The organism is Neolewinella lacunae (assembly GCF_014349155.1).
In the GTDB taxonomy this organism is placed as follows: Bacteria; Bacteroidota; Bacteroidia; order Chitinophagales; family Saprospiraceae; genus Neolewinella; species Neolewinella lacunae.
This window is the reverse complement of the sequence record NZ_JACSIT010000104.1, coordinates 33,088-55,017: the sequence shown is the minus strand read 5'-3', so window position 1 is coordinate 55,017 and position 21,930 is coordinate 33,088. Positions and strand designations below refer to the sequence as shown.

At 60.3% G+C, this 21,930-nt stretch carries 16 protein-coding genes; 6 read left to right on the top strand and 10 right to left on the bottom strand.

The annotated features are described in order from the left end of the window. Positions 1-4 precede the first annotated feature (4 nt). Entirely contained in the window at positions 5-1,000 is a 996-nt protein-coding gene (locus tag H9S92_RS11450) for a hypothetical protein (protein WP_187466857.1), read from the top strand. Between the two features lie 208 nt (positions 1,001-1,208). On the opposite strand, the gene infB is transcribed toward H9S92_RS11450, so the two are convergent. The 8 genes from infB to H9S92_RS11410 all read right to left on the bottom strand — a co-directional run bounded on the left by infB (position 1,209) and on the right by H9S92_RS11410 (position 13,637). After that, the gene (infB, locus tag H9S92_RS22525; protein ID WP_187466856.1) at positions 1,209-4,097 is read right to left on the bottom strand and encodes a translation initiation factor IF-2; all 2,889 of its coding nucleotides are present in this window, start codon (positions 4,095-4,097) and stop codon (positions 1,209-1,211) included. 296 nt (positions 4,098-4,393) lie between these two features. Beyond that, positions 4,394-5,635 (bottom strand): transcription termination factor NusA, encoded by a 1,242-nt coding sequence (nusA, locus tag H9S92_RS11440; protein WP_187466855.1) that lies wholly within the window; start codon positions 5,633-5,635, stop codon positions 4,394-4,396. Positions 5,636-5,639: 4 nt separating this feature from the next. Continuing rightward, positions 5,640-6,110 carry a ribosome maturation factor RimP gene (locus H9S92_RS11435; RefSeq protein ID WP_187466854.1) on the bottom strand — a complete coding sequence of 157 codons (471 nt, stop codon included), beginning with the start codon at positions 6,108-6,110 and terminating at the stop codon, positions 5,640-5,642. Between the two features lie 192 nt (positions 6,111-6,302). After that, entirely contained in the window at positions 6,303-8,009 is a 1,707-nt protein-coding gene (locus H9S92_RS11430) for a SulP family inorganic anion transporter (protein ID WP_187466853.1), read from the bottom strand. A 166-nt stretch (positions 8,010-8,175) separates the two neighbouring features. Beyond that, positions 8,176-10,860 (bottom strand): CHAT domain-containing protein, encoded by a 2,685-nt coding sequence (locus H9S92_RS11425; RefSeq protein ID WP_187466852.1) that lies wholly within the window; start codon positions 10,858-10,860, stop codon positions 8,176-8,178. A gap of 8 nt (positions 10,861-10,868) precedes the next feature. Beyond that, complete coding sequence (locus tag H9S92_RS11420) at positions 10,869-12,272, bottom strand: S8 family serine peptidase (RefSeq protein ID WP_187466851.1); 1,404 nt, start codon at positions 12,270-12,272, stop codon at positions 10,869-10,871. Positions 12,273-12,292: 20 nt separating this feature from the next. Next, positions 12,293-13,096, bottom strand: a complete 804-nt coding sequence (locus tag H9S92_RS11415; RefSeq protein ID WP_187466850.1) for a hypothetical protein — start codon at positions 13,094-13,096, stop codon at positions 12,293-12,295. Further along, a complete protein-coding gene (locus H9S92_RS11410; protein ID WP_187466849.1) occupies positions 13,080-13,637 on the bottom strand; it encodes an RNA polymerase sigma factor in 558 nt (185 codons plus the stop codon). The genes H9S92_RS11415 and H9S92_RS11410 overlap by 17 nt, the downstream gene beginning before the upstream one ends. Positions 13,638-13,848: 211 nt before the next feature. On the opposite strand from H9S92_RS11410, the gene H9S92_RS11405 reads away from it, so the two are divergent. The 5 genes from H9S92_RS11405 (at position 13,849) to H9S92_RS11385 (ending at position 19,780) form a co-directional block, all read left to right on the top strand. Further along, the gene (locus H9S92_RS11405) at positions 13,849-14,436 is read left to right on the top strand and encodes a hypothetical protein (RefSeq protein ID WP_187466848.1); all 588 of its coding nucleotides are present in this window, start codon (positions 13,849-13,851) and stop codon (positions 14,434-14,436) included. Positions 14,437-14,795: 359 nt separating this feature from the next. Next, positions 14,796-16,586 carry an OmpA family protein gene (locus H9S92_RS11400; protein WP_187466847.1) on the top strand — a complete coding sequence of 597 codons (1,791 nt, stop codon included), beginning with the start codon at positions 14,796-14,798 and terminating at the stop codon, positions 16,584-16,586. 11 nt (positions 16,587-16,597) lie between these two features. Next, on the top strand, positions 16,598-17,377 hold the full coding sequence (locus H9S92_RS11395) for an ABC transporter permease (RefSeq protein ID WP_187466846.1): 780 nt from the start codon (positions 16,598-16,600) through the stop codon (positions 17,375-17,377). 4 nt (positions 17,378-17,381) lie between these two features. Next, on the top strand, positions 17,382-18,230 hold the full coding sequence (locus tag H9S92_RS11390; protein WP_187466845.1) for an ATP-binding cassette domain-containing protein: 849 nt from the start codon (positions 17,382-17,384) through the stop codon (positions 18,228-18,230). Positions 18,231-18,340: 110 nt separating this feature from the next. After that, positions 18,341-19,780: a S41 family peptidase gene (locus H9S92_RS11385; RefSeq protein ID WP_187466844.1), complete on the top strand. Its 1,440-nt coding sequence runs from the start codon at positions 18,341-18,343 to the stop codon at positions 19,778-19,780. Here H9S92_RS11385 and H9S92_RS11380 read toward each other — a convergent pair. Continuing rightward, complete coding sequence (locus tag H9S92_RS11380) at positions 19,777-20,304, bottom strand: hypothetical protein (protein ID WP_187466843.1); 528 nt, start codon at positions 20,302-20,304, stop codon at positions 19,777-19,779. The genes H9S92_RS11385 and H9S92_RS11380 overlap by 4 nt on opposite strands. Further along, on the bottom strand, positions 20,292-21,695 hold the full coding sequence (locus tag H9S92_RS11375; protein ID WP_187466842.1) for a vanadium-dependent haloperoxidase: 1,404 nt from the start codon (positions 21,693-21,695) through the stop codon (positions 20,292-20,294). The genes H9S92_RS11380 and H9S92_RS11375 overlap by 13 nt, the downstream gene beginning before the upstream one ends. Positions 21,696-21,930 lie beyond the last annotated feature (235 nt).

Here is a 21,930-nt window from a genome sequence, read left to right as displayed (position 1 = left end):
GACCGTGCCTTGCCCTGTTCCTCCAATCTCCTTTTGGCTGGCGGCGCTGCCCCTGTTGCTGGGCATGGCCTGCCAGCCAGCAGCACCGGAGCCCTTGCAAACCAACTTCTATCACTGGGAAAGCACCCTCGTCCTGGATTCCACGGCCCGGCAGATGCTTGAGGAAACGGGAAGCACGCGGCTTTACGTAAAGGCTTTTGACGTAGCCTGGGAAAATGGCCGGGCGGAACCCACGGCACTGCTCACCGCCCGGGATTCGGCGGGCCTGCCCCCCCTCATCCCCGTCGTCTTCCTCACCAACGAGGTCTTGCAGCAACTGCCCGCCAGCGAAATTCCCCGCCTGGCCCAGGACATCCTGCGCCTGCTCGATCGTATCCTCGCGCCAGGGTACGCAGAATTGCAAATGGACTGTGATTGGACGGCGCGGACGCAGGTGCAATATTTTGCCTTGCTACGCGCAGTGGAAGAACTCCGCCCCGGACTCTTGCTGACCTGCACCGTACGCCTCCACCAGTACCGGGATCGTTCCAGCCAGGGCATTCCGCCCGTCCGCCGCGCCACCCTGATGGCTTACAACACCGGCGATCTCGACGACTGGGCCACCGAAAATTCCATCCTCGATACCAACATCCTTAAGGGCTACCTCGCAGGCCAGCCCGCCTACCCCCTGCCCCTGGATCTGGCCGTGGCCGTCTACGACTGGGCCGCTGTCTACCGCCAGGACCAACTCGTTTACCTCCTCAACGAGCCCGACCTGACCCAACTAGCCGACACCAGCCGCTTTGTGCGCCTCAGCCCCACCCGCTACGCCGTCAAATCTTCCACCTACCTCGGTGGCCTTTACCTCTACCGGGGCGACCTCCTGCGGTACGAGGCCCTTAGCCCGGCCAGCTTAGTCAGCCAGACGGCTTTGCTACGGCGTTACGTAGCATCTTTCCCCGGCCAGCAGCAGCTCATCTTCCGCATCGGCAGCCGGCAGTGGCGCAAACCACCCGAATGACGGCAAGCCCTGCGCGGGCAGCACCTCCATTGCTCCTTCCACTTCCTCAGCATCCTGCGTCCGCGCCCCCCAAAAAAAAACGGCACGGTGACCCGCACGCCTGGCCGTTCCAGGCACGATAAAACAGGGCAAAAAAATAACCCCAACCAGAAATGATTCCAGTCGGGGTTATTGATTTTGTAAAAAGTTTGTGGCAAACCCGGTGGGCTTACTTCATCTTCTGGGCGATTTCGATGATTTCGTAGCCCTCGATGACGTCACCTTCCTGGACATCGTTGAAGCCCTTCAGGTTCAGACCGCATTCCATACCCGCGCGAACTTCTTTGACATCGTCCTTGAAGCGCTTCAGGCTCGCCAATTCGCCAACCATCCCCTCTTTGAGGGGGTAGACGACGATGCCGTCGCGGATAACGCGGACGAGGGTATTGCGCGTGACTTTTCCTTCGTCGACGTAACAACCCGCAATAGTACCCAACTTGGAGATTTTGAAGGTTTCGCGGACGGATATCTGGCAAAGGGTGCGCTCCTCCTTGGTGGGTTCGAGCATTCCTTCGATGGCGTCCCGGATTTCTTCGATGGCCTGGTAGATGATGGAGTAGGTCTTGATCTGGACACCTTCCCGCTCGGCGAGTTTCCGGGCGGAGCTGCTGGGCCGCACCTGGAAGCCCACGATGATGGCATCGGAGGCCGTTGCCAGCAGGATATCGGAGTCGATGATCTGGCCAACGGCTTTGTGGATGACGTTCACCTGAACGGTTTCCTGAGACAGTTTGATCAGCGAGTCGGCGAGTGCTTCCACGGATCCGTCCACGTCACCTTTAACGATGAGGTTGAGTTCCTTGAAGTTGCCGAGTGCGAGGCGGCGGCCGATTTCGTCGAGCGAGATCCGCTTAGACGCACGGTTGGCCTGTTCGCGGGCGATTTGGGCCCGGCGGCCGGCGAGCTGACGGGCGTCTTGCTCGTTGGCCATCACCTTGAGCATCTCACCGGCCTGGGGAGCACCGTCGAGACCCAGCAACAGCGTGGGGCTGCCGGGTTTAACTTCCGTGACCCGCTTGTTGCGCTCGTTGAACATGGCCTTGACGCGGCCGCTATTCTCACCGGCCACGATGATGTCCTGCACCCGCAGGGTACCGTGATTGACGATGATTTTGGTGACGTAGCCGCGTCCCTTTTCCAGCGAAGCTTCCACAATGGTTGCAATGGCCGGGCGGTTGGGGTTGGCCTTGAGTTCCAGGACTTCTGCTTCGAGCATGATCTTTTCCATCAGCTCATCGACCCCGATGCCTTTGAGGGCGGAGATGTCTTGCGACTGGTACTTGCCGCCGTATTCCTCGACGGAATAGCCCATAGCGGCGAGTTCACCCTTGATTTTATCGGGGTTGGCTCCTTCCTTATCGACCTTATTGATGGCGAAGATCATGGGGACGTTGGCGGCCTCAGCGTGGCTGATGGCTTCTTTCGTCTGGGGCATGATGTCGTCGTCGGCAGCAATGATGATGACGGCAATGTCGGTAACCTTAGCACCGCGGGCACGCATGGCCGTAAAGGCTTCGTGACCCGGGGTATCGAGGAAGGTGATCTTCTTACCGGAATCGCTGACCACTTCGTAGGCACCGATGTGCTGGGTAATGCCACCAGCTTCGCCCTCGGTGACGTGGGTTTTGCGGATGTAGTCCAGCAAAGAGGTCTTACCGTGGTCAACGTGGCCCATAACGGTGACGATGGGCGGGCGTTCTTCCAGATCTTCCGGGGCGTCTACCCAGACGACTTCCTCTTCTTCTTCTTTCTCAGCGGTGATGAATTCTACCTCGTGGTTGAATTCTTCGGCCACCAGTTCGATGATTTCGGCGTCGAGGCGTTGGTTAATGGAGACGATGACACCGGCGTTCATGCAGGCCATGATGACATCGCCCACACCTACGTCCATCAGGTTGGCCAGTTCCTGTGCGGTGACGAACTCCGTTACCTGGAGCTTGTCGCTGGAGCGTTCGGCCTCGATGGCTTCCTGGCGTTCGCGGATGCGCTCGCGGTTGTCCCGTTTCTGGCGTTGGCGCTTTTTCTTGTCGCCGCCACCGTGGAGGCGGGCCATGGTGGCCTTGATTTTGTCCTCGATGTCTTTAGCGGAGACCTCGCGGGAGTCGTTGCCTGGGCCAGCGGTACGGCCGCGGCCGGCTCCGGCACCTGGGCCGCTTCCGCCGGGGCGTCCGCCACCGTCGGGGCGGCTGGTATTTCCTTCACTGCCGGCGGGGCCGGTGGTTACTTTTTTCCGTTTCCGCTTGCGGCGGTTGGGGTCGGTGGCGTCCTTCTTCTCCGGCTTCTTGATTTCGATTTTGCCCATCACCTTCAATCCGCGCAGGGTGGGTTGGGCGGCGCGGATGGGCTGGGAGTCGTCCGTGGGCGTTCCGGCGGCGGGAGCGGGCGGTGGCGCATTGTCGGAACTGGCGGAGGCGGGTGCCGCTTTGGGGGCTGCGGCCGGTGGCTGCGGCGCGGGCGATTGGGCCTTCGGCGCCGGAGCGGGTCGTTGGGGCTCGGGCTTGCGGGCTGGCTTGGCGGCGCGCTTGGCGGCATCGAGATCGATCGTACCAATCACCTTCAGTCCTGGTGCCTTGCGCTCTGGCTGGGCTGGTGGAGTTGCGGCTGGTGGCGTAGACGCGGCAGGCGTTGCGGCGGCTGGCGGGGGAGCCTGTGGAGTACTGGGCGCAGCGGGGGGGGCTGGCGGGGGATCCACCGGAGCAGCTTTGGCGGCAGGGACCGGAGGTACAACCGGGGGCGGGACGCGGCTGGGCGGCGGCGGAGGGGGCGGCAGGGGGCGGCCACTCAGGGGAGGAGGAGGCGGCAAGGTGCTACCCCGGCCCGGTGCGGGCGGCGGCGGCGCAGGAGTGGCCGTCGGACGCGTATTGAACTCCAGCGCATCCGCTTTTTTCTTATCCGAAAGGGCCTTGGCAAACGCATCACGCACCACGTTCTCCATCTCGGGGGTAAGTTGCGCGGTCGGTTTATTCTCGATCTCGAAACCTTTCCCGGTCAGGTGCTCGACGATAGTCGAGGTGGCCACGTTTAATTCGTTCGCTACTTTAATTAGTCGTTTACTCATTCGATCTTTTATGCACGCCAATGTTTAACCGCGTTGTGCCGACGCGGGGCGATTTAGAACTACCCTAAATTGCCGGAATTTTTCCTCTTCCCAACGCTGCTTGAAGAGAACGGTCCCAGGACAGTTTCCCGGAAGCGATGCAAAGATAAGACACAAGCTTTACATAACCGTATCTCCCTGCCCCGCTTCCGGGATAAACAATCCAGAATTTCAGAAGGTTGTGCACCCTGCCCGGTGGATTTCAGCCAAAGTGCTGCCCCTTTTGTCCGCTAAACAGGCACGAAGCCCGTTCAGGCTTAGTTCTCCTCTTCGAACTCGGCAGCGAGGATGCTCAGTACGTTGAGTACCGTTTCCTCCTCCAGGTCCGTCCGCCGCACCAGTTCCTCGGCGCTCAACTCCAGTACGGAGCGGGCCGTGTCACAACCGATGGACTTGAAGGCCTCCAGTACCCACATTTCGATTTCGTCCTTGAATTCTTCCAGGTCTACGTCGTCAATTTCTACTTCGTTGTTGCGGTATACGTCGATCTCAAACTCTACCAGGCGGCTGGCGAGTTTGATGTTCGTTCCTCCTTTGCCAATGGCCAGGCTGACCTGGTCGGGCTCCAGGTACACTTTAGCACGGCGGGCCTCCATATCCAGGTCGATGTTCGATACCCGCGCCGGGGTAAGGGCACGCTGGATGTAAAGCGAGGTGTTGTTGGTGTAGTGGATCACGTCGATGTTTTCCTGGTTCAGTTCCCGGACGATGCCGTGGATCCGCGAACCTTTCATCCCGACGCAGGCCCCAACGGGGTCGATGCGGTCGTCGTAGCTTTCTACGGAGACCTTCGCCCGCTCTCCGGGGATGCGGACGATGCCTTTGATGGTAATGAGGCCGTCTTCGATTTCCGGCACCTCTTGCTCCATCAACTTGGCCAGGAAGCGCTCGTCCGTACGGGAGACGATGACTACCGGGTTGTTGTTGTTGCGCATTTCCACCTCTTTGATGATTCCCCGGACCATGTCTCCCTTACGGAAGTAATCGCCCCGGATGGTTTCGACGCGCGGCATGACGAGTTCGCGGCCGTTGGCGTCGTCAATGACCAGGATTTCCCGCTTGAGGATTTGCTGGACTTCGCACAGGACGAGTTCGCCGGCCCGTTCGTTGTAGCTGCGGTAGAGTTCGTCTTTCTCCAGGTCCATGATCCGGCTGATCAGGGTCTGGCGGGCCGCCATGATGGAGCGGCGACCGAAGTCTTCGAGAAAAATCTGCTGGTAGCATTCTTCCCCGATCTCGTAATCTTCGTCGACGGCCAGGGCCTCGGAGTAGGAGATTTCGGCCAGTTCGTCGGTCACTTCCCCGTCGGGGACGATCTCGCGCACGCGCCAGAGCTCCAGGTCTCCCCGGCTGGCGTTTACGATGATGTTGAAGTTATCGTCGGTGGTGTACTTCTTCTTGATGAGGGTACGGAACACATCTTCGAGAACCCTTACCATGGTGGGGCTGTCGATGGCTTTGCCGGAGCTGAACTCCTTGAAGGTATCTACTAAATTCATGGCGTTAGAAGCTAATTTTTACTACTGATTTCTTGATGGCGGCGAAGGCGATTTCCACGTCTTCCACCGCAGTTACTTTGCGTTTCCCTTCCTGCCGCCGCACCTTCGTTTCGAGGACCACGAAGGCCTCTTCGACGGTCTTGAGCTGGCCTTTGAACTGATCCCCCTCGTGGGTGGTCACCTCCAGCGTCCGGCCGATGTTTTTGACGTACTGCCGGAAGAACTTCAGGGGACGATCGACGCCGGGGCTGCTGACGTTGAGGGTGTACTGGTCGCCCAGCGGCTGTTCCTCATCCAGGTAGGCTTCCAGAAAACGGCTGATGCGCTGGCACTTGCCGAAGGTCATTCCTGAGTCGCAATCGACGTAGACTTCCAGGCGCGTATTCGTCTGAACGACATCGACTACGAAGCAATCGCCAAACTCCGCTTCCGTGGCGAAAAAACCTTCCAACATTTCGGTGATCTTGCCGACCATAGCACATTGCTCATTTATCATTTCCCGGCATCCTGCGGCCGCGCCCCGGGGAAAAAAGGCGGGGCAGGGCACAAAAAAGAGGGAATCTTGCGATTCCCTCTCCGATGCTTTTTACTGCCTTGTTGGGGCAAAGATAACGCATTTCCGGGAACTAAGGTTGTTTTGGGCAAAAAGGGTCGTTGTCCCCTCCGGCTAATCGTGTTGCACGGCTGGCAGATCCCAGCCCCGGTCGGCCTCGCTGCTGGCAATAAAGTTCAGGGCATCCTGGATGGACAGGAAGTTGTGGTTGGCCCCCAGACTGGCCATCAGGCCGGATTTGAAGAGCATATCCCGCACCGGCCCGATCATGCCGCAGAGGTACAATTCAACGTTGCGCTGCCGCAAATCATCCATAAATTGATTGAGCGCGTGGAGGCCACTGCTGTCGATGTCATGAATGGCGTGACCATCCAATACCACTGCCCGCAGGCCTGCGCCGCGCTGGTCGGCCAGGTCGCGGAGTTTATCCCGGAAGTACTCCGCGTTGCCAAAGTACAGCTCCGCATCGAAGCGGACGATCAGAATGGCGGGGTCGATCTCCGCCGCAGCAAAGCGGTTGCGGTTGCGGAAAGCATTGGTACCCGGCACCCGGCCCAGCTCCGCCAAATGGGGTCGCGCCGCCCGCGCGAAAACAAAGTAGAGGGAAAGCACCACCCCGCCCGCAATACCGTACAGCAGGCCAGCGAAGAGGGTAAATAGAAAAGTGGTGAGCAGCGTCAGGAACTCCTTCGGGGCCAACCTCCAAAGCCGCCGCATTTCGGCCACATCGAAGAGGTTGCGGACGGAAAAAACGATAATGGCCGCCAGTACCGTCACCGGCAAATGATAAAAGGCGGGGGTGAAAAACAGCAGGGTAAGCAGCAGCAGGGCCACCGCCACGAGATTACTCAACGGGCCACGCCCACCCGCATCCTCCACGACGGCGGAACGGCTGAAACTGGCCGAAGAGGGAACCGCCTGAAAAAAGCCTCCCGCCACTTTGCTAAGCCCCAGCGCCAGCAGTTCCCGGTTGGGCCGCACCCGGTAATAATTGTGCCGCGCCGAAAAAGCTTCGCCGATGGATACGGTTTCGATAAAACTGATCAGAGCCAACACCAGGGCGGCGGGCAGCAATTGCCGGGCGACCGCCCAATCAACAGCGGGCACCACCAAAGGCGGCAGCGCCGCCGGGATCTCCCCCACCGTGGCAATGCCCCAGTCCTGGCCCACCGTGGCCAGCAGGAGGGTAGTGAGGGCAATCAACACGAGCGTATCCGGGAAGCGGCTGGGCAGCCATTTTTTAGCCGCAAAAAGAAAAGCCAGCCCGCCCAGCCCCAGCAACGCCGTTGGCCAGTGCAGGTCCGGAAAACCCTGAAAAATCCCCAGCAATTCCTCGTGAAAATAGGCCGCCGGGGGAACGCTGAAGCCCAGCAATACCCGGACCTGCGAGACGGTAATGAGCACCGCAGCAGCTGAAACGAAGCCGGAGAGCACCGGACGGCTCAACAGGCTCACCACCACCCCCAGCCGCAGCAGGCCGCCCGCCAATTGCAGGACGCCCGTCAGCGCACCCAATACCACAGCGTAGGCCAAATACGTAGCCGTGCCCGGCTCCGCCAGGCCCGTAAGACTGTTGAGGCACAGCAAAGACGCCAGGGCAGTAGGCCCAACATTAACGTGGGGCGTGCTGGCCAGGAGGGCATAAGCCAGGGCGGGCACGAGCGCGGCGTACAGCCCATACACCGGCGCTACGCCCGCCAGCATTCCGTAGGCCATGGCCTGGGGAATGAGCAGAATGCCCAGGATAAGCCCCGCCTGAAGATCGGCAGCGAGGCCTTTCTCACGGTAATCAGCCGGTACCGGAAACCAGCGAGCGGACATGGGCACTTAGGTTTTGGCAGAGATTGCGCCCAGGCAATCCCCCGGGAAGGCCCAAGGTAATCCCCAGCGCACCAAGAATTCAAATTCCGGGCGCCGGGAGCAGGCAGTTGCGGGCGCGGGCGCAGGTGCTCGGGTGATGACGAAGGAGCAGGGAAAGGTAAGCCAATTAAGCCATCAGCTTTCGCCGTCGGAAGATCCACCCCGCCAGGACCAGCAGCCCCCCTACCCCCAGTAAAGCCCAAATCCAGGCGGGCCACCCCCCGGTTCCCCCTGTTTCCACCGCCAGGTCCGGTCCGTAGTAAACCAGCCCGGCCCAGTAGTAAGGGTGGCCAAATCCGGGGTGGGTAACGGTTGCCAGGTAACGCTTGGCGGCGTTGTGTAGGCCAGTTCCGGGGCCAGCGCCCAGCGCCAGTTCGGAATACATGTCTTGCAGCAACTCCCCGGTGGTGGCATCGTCGATGGACCACAGGCTCATCACCAGGCTCGGGGCACCCCGGCGGGCAAAGCCCCGGCCCAGGCTGGCGATGCCTTCTCCCAACAGCTGATCGCCTTTGCCCGTTTCGCAGGCTCCGATGACGACCAGGTCGGCCAGCAACTGGTGTTCCGCGAGGTCGAGCATCGTATAGCGGGGTTTTGCGGCGTTGTGGAGTAAGAAGCTGCCGCCGTCTTCCAAATAGGCGTGGGTGCCCAGGTGGATCAGGCTGTAGGCATCGGCCCGCGCACGGAAGGCGGCGCGGTGGGCGTCGGCATTGACGAGGGTATCGGTGGGAAAGAGGCGGGCCAGGTGGCGCACGGTGCGGAGGGTGGCGGGCAGTTCCAGGTGGACGTCCAGGCTGTCCTTAGGCCCCAGGCGGGCAACCGGTGCCAGGCCGAGGGCGCGCCCGTTGCCCCGGCCCCGGTGGAGGCGGGCGAAGTCGAGCAACTGCACGGAGAAGGCGTAGTGCACGCTGCGTTCGGCGGCCAGCCAGGGCCAATCCTGGTAGCCAGCCTGCTCTGCGGGCAGCCCCGTAAGCAGGGCTCCGAAGGGCAGCAGGTACAGATCGCCGTCGGGCACAATGAGCAGCGGAGCGCCCGCTGGCAAACCCAGTGGCGCAATCAGTACGTCGTAAAGGCGTTTGGCCGCAGCCGCGGAGAGTTGCTGGTCAGGATTGGCCACCTCCTGCAGCCAGGTCCGGAGGGTCGGCTGCCAGCCCCGGGGAGGGGACAGCTCGATGATTTGCAGTCCTTGGGCATGGCTCCAGACCAGCGCTACGGCCAGGTCATCGGCAATGAAGTATTCCACCAGGGCGCGGTCGCCCAGCAAGGTTTTCAGTGCGGTAGCGGCGGGGGGGGATGCACCGATGCTGGCGGCCGCGTAGGCGGGAAAGGCCGTGAAGATGCTGTCCTGAAGCTGGCGAAAGCGTTGCAAATCGACGGGGGTATTGCCCGCTTGCCGGGTTGCTCGGGCGGCAGCCTGGAGCCGTTCGCGGCTTGCCTCGGGCAGGAGCTCGATGGCCCGACCGGCGCTGAGTTCATCGAGCAAGAGGCGGGCGCGGGCTTTTTCCATGAAGTAAAAGGCGGCGGCGGCATCCTGGGCGGCCACGGCAACGGTGAGGGCCTCGACGTAGAGCGCCCGGGCGTCGGCCCGCCAGTAATTGCGGGTGTCTTCGAGGAGTTGGTCGCGGCGCATTTGGTCCAGCAATTCATCCGCGCGGCGGTAGGTCGCCAGGGCGGCCTGGTACTCAGCGGGCGCGCCCCGTTGGCCGAGGGCGTAGTGGGCACGGGCTTTGTCCTGCAGGAAAATGAGCAAGGAGAGGGGTTGGTCGCGCAGCAACTCCAGGGCCGGGTTATCCGCAGTGTTGGGGCTGGGGCGGTAGTCTTTGACGCCCCAGCGGAGGGCTTCGCGGGCGTAGTGGAGGGCGGAGTCGGGCTGGCCACTGGCGAGCTTGGCGGTGGAGATGTTGTCCAGGAAAGTCGCAATGGCCGCGTTGGGCGGTTGAACGTCTTCGCCCTGGGCCTTTTCTACGCGAAGGGCCCGGCGGTAATAGTCCAGGGCCAGTTCAGGGCGGTGGGCGCGGCGGTGGGCCAGGCCCAGGTTGCCGTAGATGGCCGAGAGGTCTTCATCATAAATCTCCAGGCTTTTGGCCAGCTTTTCGGCGGTGCTCAGCTGGCGGATTGCCTCGTCCGGCGCACCCGCCTCCAGGTAAGCCCAGCCGAGGTAATTCAGGCACAGCATCCGCTCGTAGTCGGAATCTTCAAAACCGGCAAAAAGGGCCAGGGCTTCGTGGAGGACGGGGATGGCCGCCCGGCCGCCCTCGGGGTTGCCCTTGCGCACGTGCAGGTGGCCCAGCTCCATTTTCAGGAAACCCAGCGTGTAATCGTCTTCACTGAAGGGAGGCAATTTGGCCGCCGCCTCCATGGCCCGGACGCCGGCGGTAAATTCCCCCATCGCGCCATTGTTGAAGCCCACCTGAAACAGGGCCTGGCCTACTTTGCGGTTGGGAGAGCGCCGCAATACCATATTGTAGTATTCCAGGCCATCGCGGTAAGCTCCCTGGATGCTGAGGAAGCTCCCGATGTTGAAGGCAGAGACGAGTACCTCGTCCGTAAAATTGATCTCGTCGGAAAGGCGCAACTCCAGGGCCCGCTGAGTGGCCGCTACGGCTGCGGGCAGGTCACCATCCGCACTCGCCTGCCGGCCCGCCTGGTGCAGGAGCCAGGACTTACGGGCGATGGAATCATCGGGGTAGGTCTCGGCCAGCTGGTAGAGCGAGTCGTAAGCCGATCGTGCGGGACTGGACTGACCCCAGAGGCCGCTGCTGACCACCAGGGCGATCAGCAGCGGCCAGTGCTGCATTTTCGGGTTGTTCATGCAATGGTTTATTGCAAGATAACCCAACTGAAGACTTTATAAGGTATGGCCAGGCCATTATAGTTCAGTGTAGCTGCGGTGCCCTGGTCTTCAATGGCGGCCTTCAGCGCCTCCGTCAGCGCCACGGGGTCGGCGCCGGGGTGCAGATGGTGGTAGTACGCAGCCAGCGCCGTAGCAAAAGGTGCCGCGATGGAGGTGCCCGATTTCCTGGCCACATTATCCGGCAAGCCAAGGTGATGGGGCATAAGTCCCCACAGGTTAGCACCGGGGGCGGCCCGGAAGTGGCTGCCCCGGGCCGTTTCGTCGAAATAGTAGTTGGTCAGGGGCCATAACTGGGTTTTCGTACGCGCTGCGGAGGTGAAAAAGATGCTGTTCAAGGGGTCCCTCTCCAGGGTAAAAGAGGACGGGTAATGATTCACCTCACTGATGTCTTGCCGCTCGTTGCCCGCCGAGGTCAGCGTAGCAACGCCCTGGCTTTCGGCGTACTCGAAGGCACCGCGGAGGATGGCATCGCGTTCTCCGTAAAAACCCCAGCTGGCGTTGATGACGTCGGCTTTATGGTAAGCGGCATAGTACACAGCACAGGCGGCGTGGAAGGTAGTGCCAACGCCGTCGTGGTCGAGCATTTTGACGGACATGAAGCGGTAGTTGACGTCGGGGGCGTTGGTTTTCAGCTGCTGGGCAATGCGGCTGGCGATGTGGGTGCCGTGGGAGTTGTCATCGACCGGCGCATTGTCGTCGTTGATGAAGTCCCAGCCGAAGACGTCGTTTGGCAGGCAGAAGGGGTCGGGGTCTTTACTTTCATTCTTCCACAGGTAGAGAGGAGCGTAGCCGTTGGTTACCTGGGGGTGCTGGAAATAGGGGTCGATGCCGGAATCGAGCAGGGCGATGGTGACCGGGGTGCCGGGCTTCCCGCTGGGCAGGACGGCGAAATTGGGGGGCAGCTGGTTGTAGGCGGGGCGGTCCTGAATCTGGGGGAGTTCAGGGACGACGTAGAAGTTGGGCTCCACCTCTTCCTGCCCGATGCTTTGGGCCACCTGGGTTTTGCCCGCTTTGCCCTTCTCTTCACCGCCCAGGGTTCTGAATTCGACGGCGTAGATCTGGAAATCGCTGCCGCAGCCGCACTGGCTAATGAGTTTGACGTTGTTGGGGCCGAAGTCCATTTTCAGTTTCGCCAGGTCGGCAGCAAAATCGCTGCTGGCGTTGCTGCCCTGGTATTTAAGGACGTACTGCCCGGGCACGTAGGCGCTGTTGCCGGCCCGCCCGACGGGGTAGCCGTGCTCCTGGAGTTTGTTTTTGTAAGCCTGGAAGATTTGCGCGTAGGCGGGGTCCAGGGGGTCGGGTGGGCCAGGCTGGCTGGCCAGTGTTGACCAGGCGAGGCTGGCCAGCAAGAGGAGGGTGTAGATACGCATGTGGGATGAGGATTGGAAGACTAAGAAATGATTGCTAAGAGGCTTTCGGCGCGGCTGCGGAAGGGAGATTCGGCCGAGTTGATGATGCTTTCGAGGGCCAGGCGGGCGGCGGGCAGGTCTCCTTTGCGCAGGAGGGCCAGGGCGCGGTACCAGCGGGCGGGCGGGCCGTAGCGGGGGTCGCTTTCCAGCGGAGCCAGAATGGTGTCGGCGGTCGTCGCGTTGCCGGCGGCCAGCAAACTGATGCCGTAGTACAGGCGGGCGGCGGTGGCGTTTGCGGGCGCGGGCGCAGGTGCCGTGTTGAGGTAATCGGCAAAGAACGTCGCCGCAGCAGCGTAGTCGCGGCGGTCGTAGGCCAGGAGGGCGGCCTCCAGGTCGGCGCTGCGTTCGGGGGTCTCGGGGGTATCGCCCATGCTGCGTCCGCTGAGCTCGTTGGCGTAGGGGGTGAAGGCCTGGGCGTAGGCTTCTTCCGGCGTCGGTCCGGTTCCCTGGCTGGTGTACCAGAGGCCGGCGGCCACGAGCAGCAATACGGCAGCTGCGGCGGTCCACCACCGGCTTAGCGGACGCACCCGGGTTTGGTGTGCCTTGCTCCCTGTCTTTATTTCGGCACCTGCGGCCGCGCCCAAGTCCGTTTGCGCCAGCGGCGGTGCAGCCCCGAAGCGCGTGGCGAGCAGGCCGTCCAGCTCAGCCAGCAAAGCACTGGCCTCCTCCTCGGAAGCCAGTTCCTGGCGGCCGCGCGCGGCGTGGCGGGCAAAGTCGTCGTCGCCACCTGCGGGCGCGCTGCCCCGGAGCCATTTTTCCCTTTCTTGTTTACTCTGATCGCTCATGCGCCAGTTTTTCTAAGTGAATACGCAGATTGCGGCGGCCGTTTTGCAGGTAGCTTTTTACCTGCTTGAGGTCGTAGCCGGTACGCTCGCAAACTTGTACGTAAGTCATCCCTGATAAATAAAAAAGGCGGACGCAACGGGCCTGGGCAACTGGCAGTTGGGCCAGCGCCTCGGGCAGCAGGGCCAGCCTTGCTTCACTTAAGGGACGCTCCCCGGCCTCACTTTCCATAAGCTCCGGCCCGGGTATTTTTTCCTGGCGCTCCCGTTCCCGGATTTGCTTGCGCAACAGGTCGATGCAGTAGTTGCGGCTGGTGTAGAAGAGCCAGGCCCGGAAGGTTTCGATGGGCTGGTCGCAGACTTTGAGCGTGACCTTCTCGAAAATCTCCATTGTCGCGTCGCGCGCCGCTTCCCGTTCCTTGAGGTAGTCCAGGCACAGGCCCACCACCAGATGGCCGTAGCGCTGGTAGAGGATCCCCAAGGCCTGCCGCCGGTCTTCGGCGCAGAAGGCCCGGACCAGTTCCAGGTCGGTCATTCCTTGCATAGTGTAGAGCAAACTAGTGTTATGGCCCCGCCAAAATAAAAAAAAATCGGGGGCCGTGTGGAATTGAATTTGCGGCACCGTCCCTAATCCGGAAAATGGCCGTCGCCAACTGCCGCTGCAGCCTTTCTCCCGCCGCTCGCCCGGGCGGCGACAATGCTTCATCCCGCCGGAGCTTCCGCCACCGGTTTTCCTCCCTTAAAATTCGTTCTTCATGCGTTACTTTTTCTCTACCCTGCTCCTGCTGTGCGGCATCGGTTTTGCCACGGCCCAGAGCTGCCAGTCTGCTCCCAGCGTCATCTCCGACTTGAATAAGGAAATCGATAAGGTGCTGAAAGAAAAGGGCTGCTCGCCCGCCAGCTTCCCTAATTGCCTGGCGAACCCCGGTACTTACACGGGCCTGACGAGCAAGATGGTCCAGTACTGGAACCAGCGCTCCAGCGCCTGGTCCACCATCGGCCCGCGCCGGCTCGACTTCGGCAGCTGGGAAGAAGGCCGCATCGTCAGCACCGGCGGTCGCATGTACCTCTCGTGCGTCCCTTCCAACAAGAACTCGATGACGGTCAACATCAACGAACTCGATGGCAAAGGCAAGACGAGCTACGTCATCTGCAAAGTCGATAGAAACGGCAACTACACCAAACTGCACACGGGCTGGTTCAACGAAATCAATTCCCAGCAGAGCAACAAAAGCGAAACGCGGCAGCACCAGCTCAACAACGTCAATGGCTACATCATCAGCATCCACTTCGACGGCAAATCCGTTGGCAATACCTTCCAGTACAAGGTGCGGGTGCAGTAGCCCCAAATTATTATCATCAAACCCGTAACAGTGCCGCCTCCGAAGTCATTTTGGGGGCGGCCTGTTTTTTCGTCAATCCGCAACGCTCGGGCGCGGCCGCAGGTGCCGGGCGAGGCTCCCCGGGGAAAGCCGGGGAGGTCCGGGGCCCACCTCTCAGCGTCCCAACGGAGGCACCCTGATCGACTTTTCGGGGAAGTTCATCGTCGTTCCAACCCGTTGATCGTGTTTTCGGGGGCCGCATGGACCGCAGGTGCCAACAATCACTTATCTTGGCTGCGAAATCCCACCCGTTCTTCCGCGAAAAAGCTTGCCTTTTCCGCTCCTGCCTTATTCATCCAAGCATAAAATACCCACACGCAATGGCCAGACTCACCACTTTTTCCAAGCTCCTGATCACGCTGCTGATCGTGGGCGTGATTGCTTACTTCCTCTACCAGTTTGCCCCGGGCATCAAGGTAGAAGAATCCCGGCAACTGGAAAGCATCGAGGTAACGGATAGCGACGTTAACAACGTAACCGACGCTGCCCAAATTCCGCTGCCCGGCGAGGCCCGTTCCCAAAAAGTAGCCAGCCAACCCCTGGCGCGCATCGCCGCCTACGCCTGGAACGCCCAGTCGGGCATCATCGCCGCCAACGGTGGCCCTTTCACCACCGAGGGCTCCGTCATGGAAAGCAACAACGTCAACCTGGAAATCATCCGCCAGGACTGGCTCTCCGAGTTGCGCAATCTCCAGATGAAGTTCATCCAGGAATTTGACGCTGGCAAAGCCCACCCCGAGGAAGGCGTTTTTGCCATCATGATGATGGGCGACGGCGCACCTTATTACATCAGTTCCGTACAGCAAGCCATTGACGATAAGTACGGCCCCGGAAAGTACCACGTACAGGTCATCGGCGCGGTAGGCCTCAGCTACGGCGAAGACAAACTCATCGGCCCGCCGAAGTGGAAGCTCGACCCGCAGTCCATGCGCGGTGCCCTGATCTCTACCGTCATCGGCGACGGAGACTGGGTGACTTCCGTCAACTACGCCTTCGCCAACGGCATCCCCGTCAACCCCGATCCGTCTACCTACGACCCCAACGCCGTCAACTTCTACCCCTCGGCCAACGACGACTACATCGAGTCGGCCAAGGAACTGATCAAGTCCCAACGGGAAGGCTGGACGATCCCCCTTAAGGAAATCGTCGACGGCAAACTGACGGGCAACACCATTAATAAGGCCATCGATGGCTGTGCGACCTGGACGCCGGGCGACAAAATGGTCTTTGACGCCCTGACGGGTTTTACCGACATCGTCTCCACCAAAGAATTCAACAACCAGATGGCCACCACCCTCATCGCCGTCAAGGAATGGTGTGAGCGCAACCCCGCAATGGTGAGCAATATCCTCAAGTCTTCCTTCACCTCTTCCAACCAGCTGAAGCTCTACGACTCCTGGCGGCAGCGCGCGGCCGAGGCCGTAACGGCAACCTACCAGATGGAAGACGCCGCTTACTGGAAGGCAATGTTCCAGGGCCAGAAGGGCGAAAAAGGCGGCATCAGCTACAACATGGGCGGCTCGCGGGTCTTCAACCTCGCCGACGCCCGGCAGTACTATGGCCTTACCGACGGCGTAAACCGCTACCAGGCCGTTTACGACCAGGTGTCATACTACCTCAAGGAACTCAACCCCGCCGGCTTCAACCAGAACGTCAAGCGCATCGTCCCCTACGCCGAGGCCGTCAACCTCAGTTTCCTCTCCAACGTCAAAGACATCGACGCTGGCGCGGCTTACACGACCGACTATACCCAGAAGGCCCGCTCCGTCCTCGCTTCCGGGGAGTGGAAGATCAACTTCGCCAGCGGCCGGGCCACGCTCGCACCCGGGGCTAAGGACGTCTTAGACCAGATCTACAACCTGCTCATCCAGGCCGAAGACGCCAAGCTGGAAATGGTAGGCCACACCGATTCCGAGGGAGACGCCGACGCCAACTTCGTACTCTCGCAGTCGCGGGCCGAAGCGGTGAAAACCTACATGATTCAGCGCGGCATCCCCGCCAACCGCTTCCAGAAAGTGGAGGGTAAGGGTGAAACGGAGCCCGTGGCCGATAATGCCACCGCTACCGGCCGCGCCCAGAACCGCCGCGTGGTGATTAACTTGCTCAACTAATCCTCCTCAAAGTGCCCACTATCGGAAGTTGGTTTAAACCCTTCGAACGGCTAGCCCGCCAGCACACCGCCCTGATCTCCGGGATCTGGGTGGTGCTGCTGCTCGGCCTCTGGTTCATCGGGACCTCCGGGCCCACCAAACTCTTTCCCCCGCCGTCGCTGGCCTGGGAAGGCTTTCGGGATCTGTTTGCCGAAGGCCTCGTACGCCACATCGCCTCCAGCCTCTGGCTTTGCCTGCAGGCGACGGTGATCTCCATCCTGATCTCCCTCTTTTTCGCCTACCTCTCGGTGGTCCCCTTTTTTCGTCCCGTCGCCATCATGCTATCGCGGATGCGCTATTTGCCACTTACCGGCATCACCTTCTACCTGGCGATGGTGGTCAATGACGCGCGGGATATGCAGATCCTCGTCTTGGTAGTGTTCATGAGCCTCTACTTCATCACTTCCCTGCTCGGCGTCATTACCGCTATTCCGCAGGAGGAACTCGACCACGCCCGTTCTTTGCAGTGCAGCCGCTGGGAAGTGCTCTGGGAAGTGGTCATCAAGGGCCGCCTGGACTACGTCATTGAAGTCCTGCGCCAAAACCTGGCCATCACCTGGATGATGCTGGTGACGGTGGAGTCCATCCTGGTGGCGGCCGGTGGCCTGGGCGTACTGATTAAGAACAGCGATAAATTCATGAACCACGGCCGCATTGTTGCGCTGCAAATCATCATTCTGTTGGTGGGGCTGGGGATTGACGTTTTCCTTAATTTTTTACGGCGCATGCTGTTCCGCTATTCCAAAATCTGAGGCCATGGCTACCTATCAACACGCCGAGGCGATTCTGCACGTAGAAAACGTGGGGGTGGCCTACGGCGAAAAACAGATCATTGAGCACATCACGTTCACGGAAAAAGACGTCTTACGGCCCGACGTGGTGCAGGGGCAGACGATTGCCTTCGTTGGCCGCTCCGGGCGGGGCAAATCCACCCTCTTCCGCTCCCTGGCGGGCCTGGAGCAACCTACCCAGGGCGAAGTAATGATCTCCGATCTCCAGGCCCCCATTAAGGAGGGGGAGAACCCACCGCTGCGCAAGGTGCGGGAAGGCGACGTAGGCTTCGTAAGCCAGAATTACGTCCTCTTCCGCCACAAGACCATCCAGCAGGCCATGGAATTTGCCATGCGCAAGCAAAGCCTCCCGGCGGCGGAAAAAGACAAAAAAATCACCCAGTACCTCAAAGACTGGGGCCTTTATGCCGTCAGGCACCAGTACCCCAATGAGCTATCCGGCGGACAGCGGCAGCGCACGGCCATCCTGGAACAAGTGCTGAGTTCAACCAACTACATCATTCTGGACGAGCCTTTTTCGGGCCTCGACGTGGGCAATATCCAGAACGCCATCAACGCCTTCAGGCTCATCAACCAGAGCCACGAACTGGCCACCATCATTTTCTGTACCCACGATATTGACCTGGCCGTGGAGATGGCCGACTCCCTCTACGTGCTGGGCTACCCCACGAATGCCGACGGCACCTTGCACCCCGTCGGTACCCTGGTCAAACACTTCGATCTCAAAACCCGCGGCCTGGCTTGGAAAGATCACTTCAGCCCCGAACACAAGGCCCTGGTGGAAGAGATCAAGGAGGCGATTTTAGCGAGTTAGCGTAGCACCAGGGCGCGGCCGCAGGTGCCAGGTTAGGAGCCGGAGGAGAGCGGGGCAAGTCCAGGGCAAAGGCAGTTGTCAACGCAAACCCGTAGTTATCCAGTGAAAAGATGAAAATGAAAAAATTGTGTGCATACGTATTGCTGTTTGGGAGTTGGGGGATGCTGAGCGCCCAGGACCCGCAAGGGCCCTACGAGAAGATGTTGACCCAGGCCCAGTTGATGGAAGATTACGACGTACTGTACGCATCCTTAATCAACTACCACCCCGCGCCTTTCCACTACACTCCCGAGGCAGAATTCCGCGCCTTTTACGAAAGCCAGCGGGAGGCCTTGCCCGATAGCCTGACGGAACTGAAGTTTCACCTCGTAGCCCGTCACCTGATTGCCCGGGTCAAGTGTGGCCACACCTTTGGGAAACCCTCCGAGGCCTGGTACAATTCCTTGAAAGGGCAAAAAATACTCCTGCCTTTTGAGATCAAGCGCGCCGAGGGGAAAATCTACATCGCCAACACCACCGATGAGGACTTGCCCTTTTCCACCAACGATGAACTCCTTAGCCTTGATAGCATCCCTATTAAAGATGTTCTAGCAGAAATGGCCCAGTTCCAGGAACGGGACGGCTACACCACCGCCCTGGTGGAAGCGGAAACCATTCGCAAGTTCAGAACCTATTTCCTCTTTCTCTGCGGCATCCAGCGGGAGGTGCTGGTGGGCTTTAAAAACCAGGCCGGTGACGTCCAGGAAACGTGGGTCAACAACGCAAACAGCCCCCTAAAAGCCCCCGTGGAGACGGCCTTGCCCGGTGCATTTGAGGTCGTTTACGCCAACGACTGGAGCACCTATGCCTTGGACGAAACGCAAAACCTGGCCTACCTTAAAATCAGCAGTTTCAGCGACCGGAAGGCGTTCAAAAAATACTACGCGGAGGTGTTTGAGCACCTCCAGCAATACCCCGCAGCCCAGTTGGTCCTGGATTTGCGCAACAATTCCGGCGGCTATTTCGGCAACGGCAACCGCCTGCTGAGCCACCTGACGCCGGATCCCTTCGAGTTCAACTTCAACGAGCCCAAGCGCAAAGTCACGAAGAATAAGCACGTCAGTATGGACTTCTGGAACAAGCTCACCAGAATGGCCTTTTCCATCAAACCCAGCAAGCACAAAATTGCGGGCCAAAAGACCCACACTTTCACCTACCAGCCCAGCAAAGTCCTTCACACCGGAAAAGTGAACGTAATTACCAACGGAAGCACCTTCTCGCAGGCAGCCCTGGTGGCTGCCCACCTCCACGAACATGGAGCTACCTTCTTCGGCGGCGAAACGGGGGGGACGGAAAGCGGGGCGAACGCGATGGTTTATTACGATCTGGTATTGCCCCATTCGGCAATTCGGGTGCGCATCCCCCGCTACCAGATAGTGTCCAATTCCTCGCTGGGGGCATTCGGTTATGGCGTGCCCGTTCAACACCCGCTGTCCGCTGGCTTAGCCCCCGGCGAAGACCAGGTGCTGGCGGAAACCATCCGGATTATTAGCGCAGGAAAGCAGGATTAATGGGCACAGGGCGGCGAGGCATTCTTGTCGCTGCCCCCCGCAAGTTGTTCCGTAAGGGTCCGGAATTCGGCGCTGCTCATCTGCGGCTTCAGGGCCATCAGGGTACTGTCCAAGGTACGGGCGAGGGCTTCCGTCTGGGCATTATTGGCTTTGATGGCCAGGGCAAGGAGCGAATCCTGCACTCCGGCAATTTCCACGCGCTGTTGAATGCCGGGCGAGAGCGAGTCGTAGGCCATAAACATCTGGATGAGGGAGCGATTGCGCACGGCAAGCATATTGCGTCGCTCTTCGGCGGGCATCGTTGCTGGCAGTTGGGCATCCAGTGTTTCCACTACCCCATCCCAGAGCTGGACGGCCTGCTGTCGTAAGCTGTCCATGGTACAGCGCAAGCGTTGCTGCCTGTGGACGAGGGGTTGCAACTGTTCCCAGTGCTCGTCTACGCTGGCGTGGGCACCTTGGTCACAAGATGCCCACGCCAGCGTGAGGACCAACAGGAGAAGCGGGCGGGGCACTACCGTCCCCATGGCAGGGCATTGACTTTGGTTCCGATCCGGTAGCCCAGGTCGAGGCCAAAGTCGGAGTCCATTTGGAAATGAACGCCAAGGGGGATGCGGGAGTAGCCATTTTCGATGGCCATGTCGCGGAAGCGGGCGAAGGTGCGGGGGTCACCCCGGAACTCCGTACGGCCTTCGTGGCAGCGGTCGGTCATCCCCACATTGGTGCCGAAGAATTTTTCGAAGGTTACCACGGCTGCCGCGCCAAAGGTGGCGTGCCCGGAGGGGTAGGCCGGGAAAGGTGGCGTGAAGTAGTTTCCGGAGCCATCGGGGCACATGATGGTGTTCCAGTCTTCATTTCCGGGCATGACGCGGCGGATGTAATCGATCGGCCGCTCGTAGTTGTAGCGGTATTTCTCGGCCCACGCGCGTACGCCCGCATCGTTGAGCGCCATGCCAAGGTGGGCGTAAAGGGTAACGGCCCGGTCAAGGCGGAGGTTTTCACCCTGCACCAGCTGGTTGGCCACTGCATACCAGCGGCCAGCGGGGGTGAAGGTCAGGATGGGACAATCGTCACTCCAGAATTCCCCGATCCATCGGTCTTCTTCCAGGCCACCGGCTTTGATTTCGACGACCATGTTGCGCACCGTCAGGGCCTCCTGGTAGATGGCGGAGCTGGGATCGGTGCTGTACTCCAGGGGCGGGGGAATGACGTCGGTCTCGTCGGCAGCAAAAGTGCGGACAGTACCCCAGCGGGGCAGCAGGGCGGGGGTGAAGTCAGGGAAAGTCGGCTGCCACAATCCCGGGCCAGTTGGTGGGACGTAGGTGGGGTCGCTGTTGCGCAGGTAAGCTTCGTGGCCAGCAGCATCGGTAGCCGACCAGGCACAGATGACGGCGGCCATCTCCCGGCCGTAGGCGGAAGAGCGGGTGAAGGTTTCGTGGGAAACCTGTTGCTTGTAGATTTCAAAGAACTCGTTGCGCAATTCGTAGATGGCGAAGAGACGTTCAGCCGGAGCATTGGGAAAGAAGTATTCCAGCGACTGCGTGTAGGCTTCCACCAGGGCCGTTGGCCAGTGGTAGGGGCGGCCGGGCTCGGGCTCGGGCAGGCCGCTAACGTTAAAGTGGGGGGCCAGCGAGTTGCTGCCGCCCATGGCGGGCACCAGGGTCTCGTAACCGATCCAGGAAACGTAGGCAGCGGCACGGGCCGATACCGGCGGGCGGTAACCAGGGGTGAAGCGCTCCAGGTCCAGGAACAGCTCGTGGTAGCGCAGGGCCACTTCAGCGTCGATGGCCGCAGGGGAAGGGAGCTCAGCGTCAAAGATATCGTCATCGTCGGGCTGACATCCAGAAATGAACACGGCCAGGAAAAATAAAACTGGCCAGAAGTACCTGGCAGGTAAGTGTTTGTAGCTTTCTTTCATGGAAATTATGATTGGCCCACAAAGATAATTTTTTTTGAGAAGGTGTCGGATTCCGACAGCAAGAATGCAGACAAACTTACCGATTTTGCCCGCTCTGACTTAAGCCTGCCCGGGGAATTCCTCCTTGAGAACCAAGGAAGTTGGCCCAAAGGCCAGTTTGCCAAAGCTATTTTTGCCACGGAGCGAGGAGAAACGTAAAATAAAATTACAATTTGTTTTAAAATTAACAATCTTT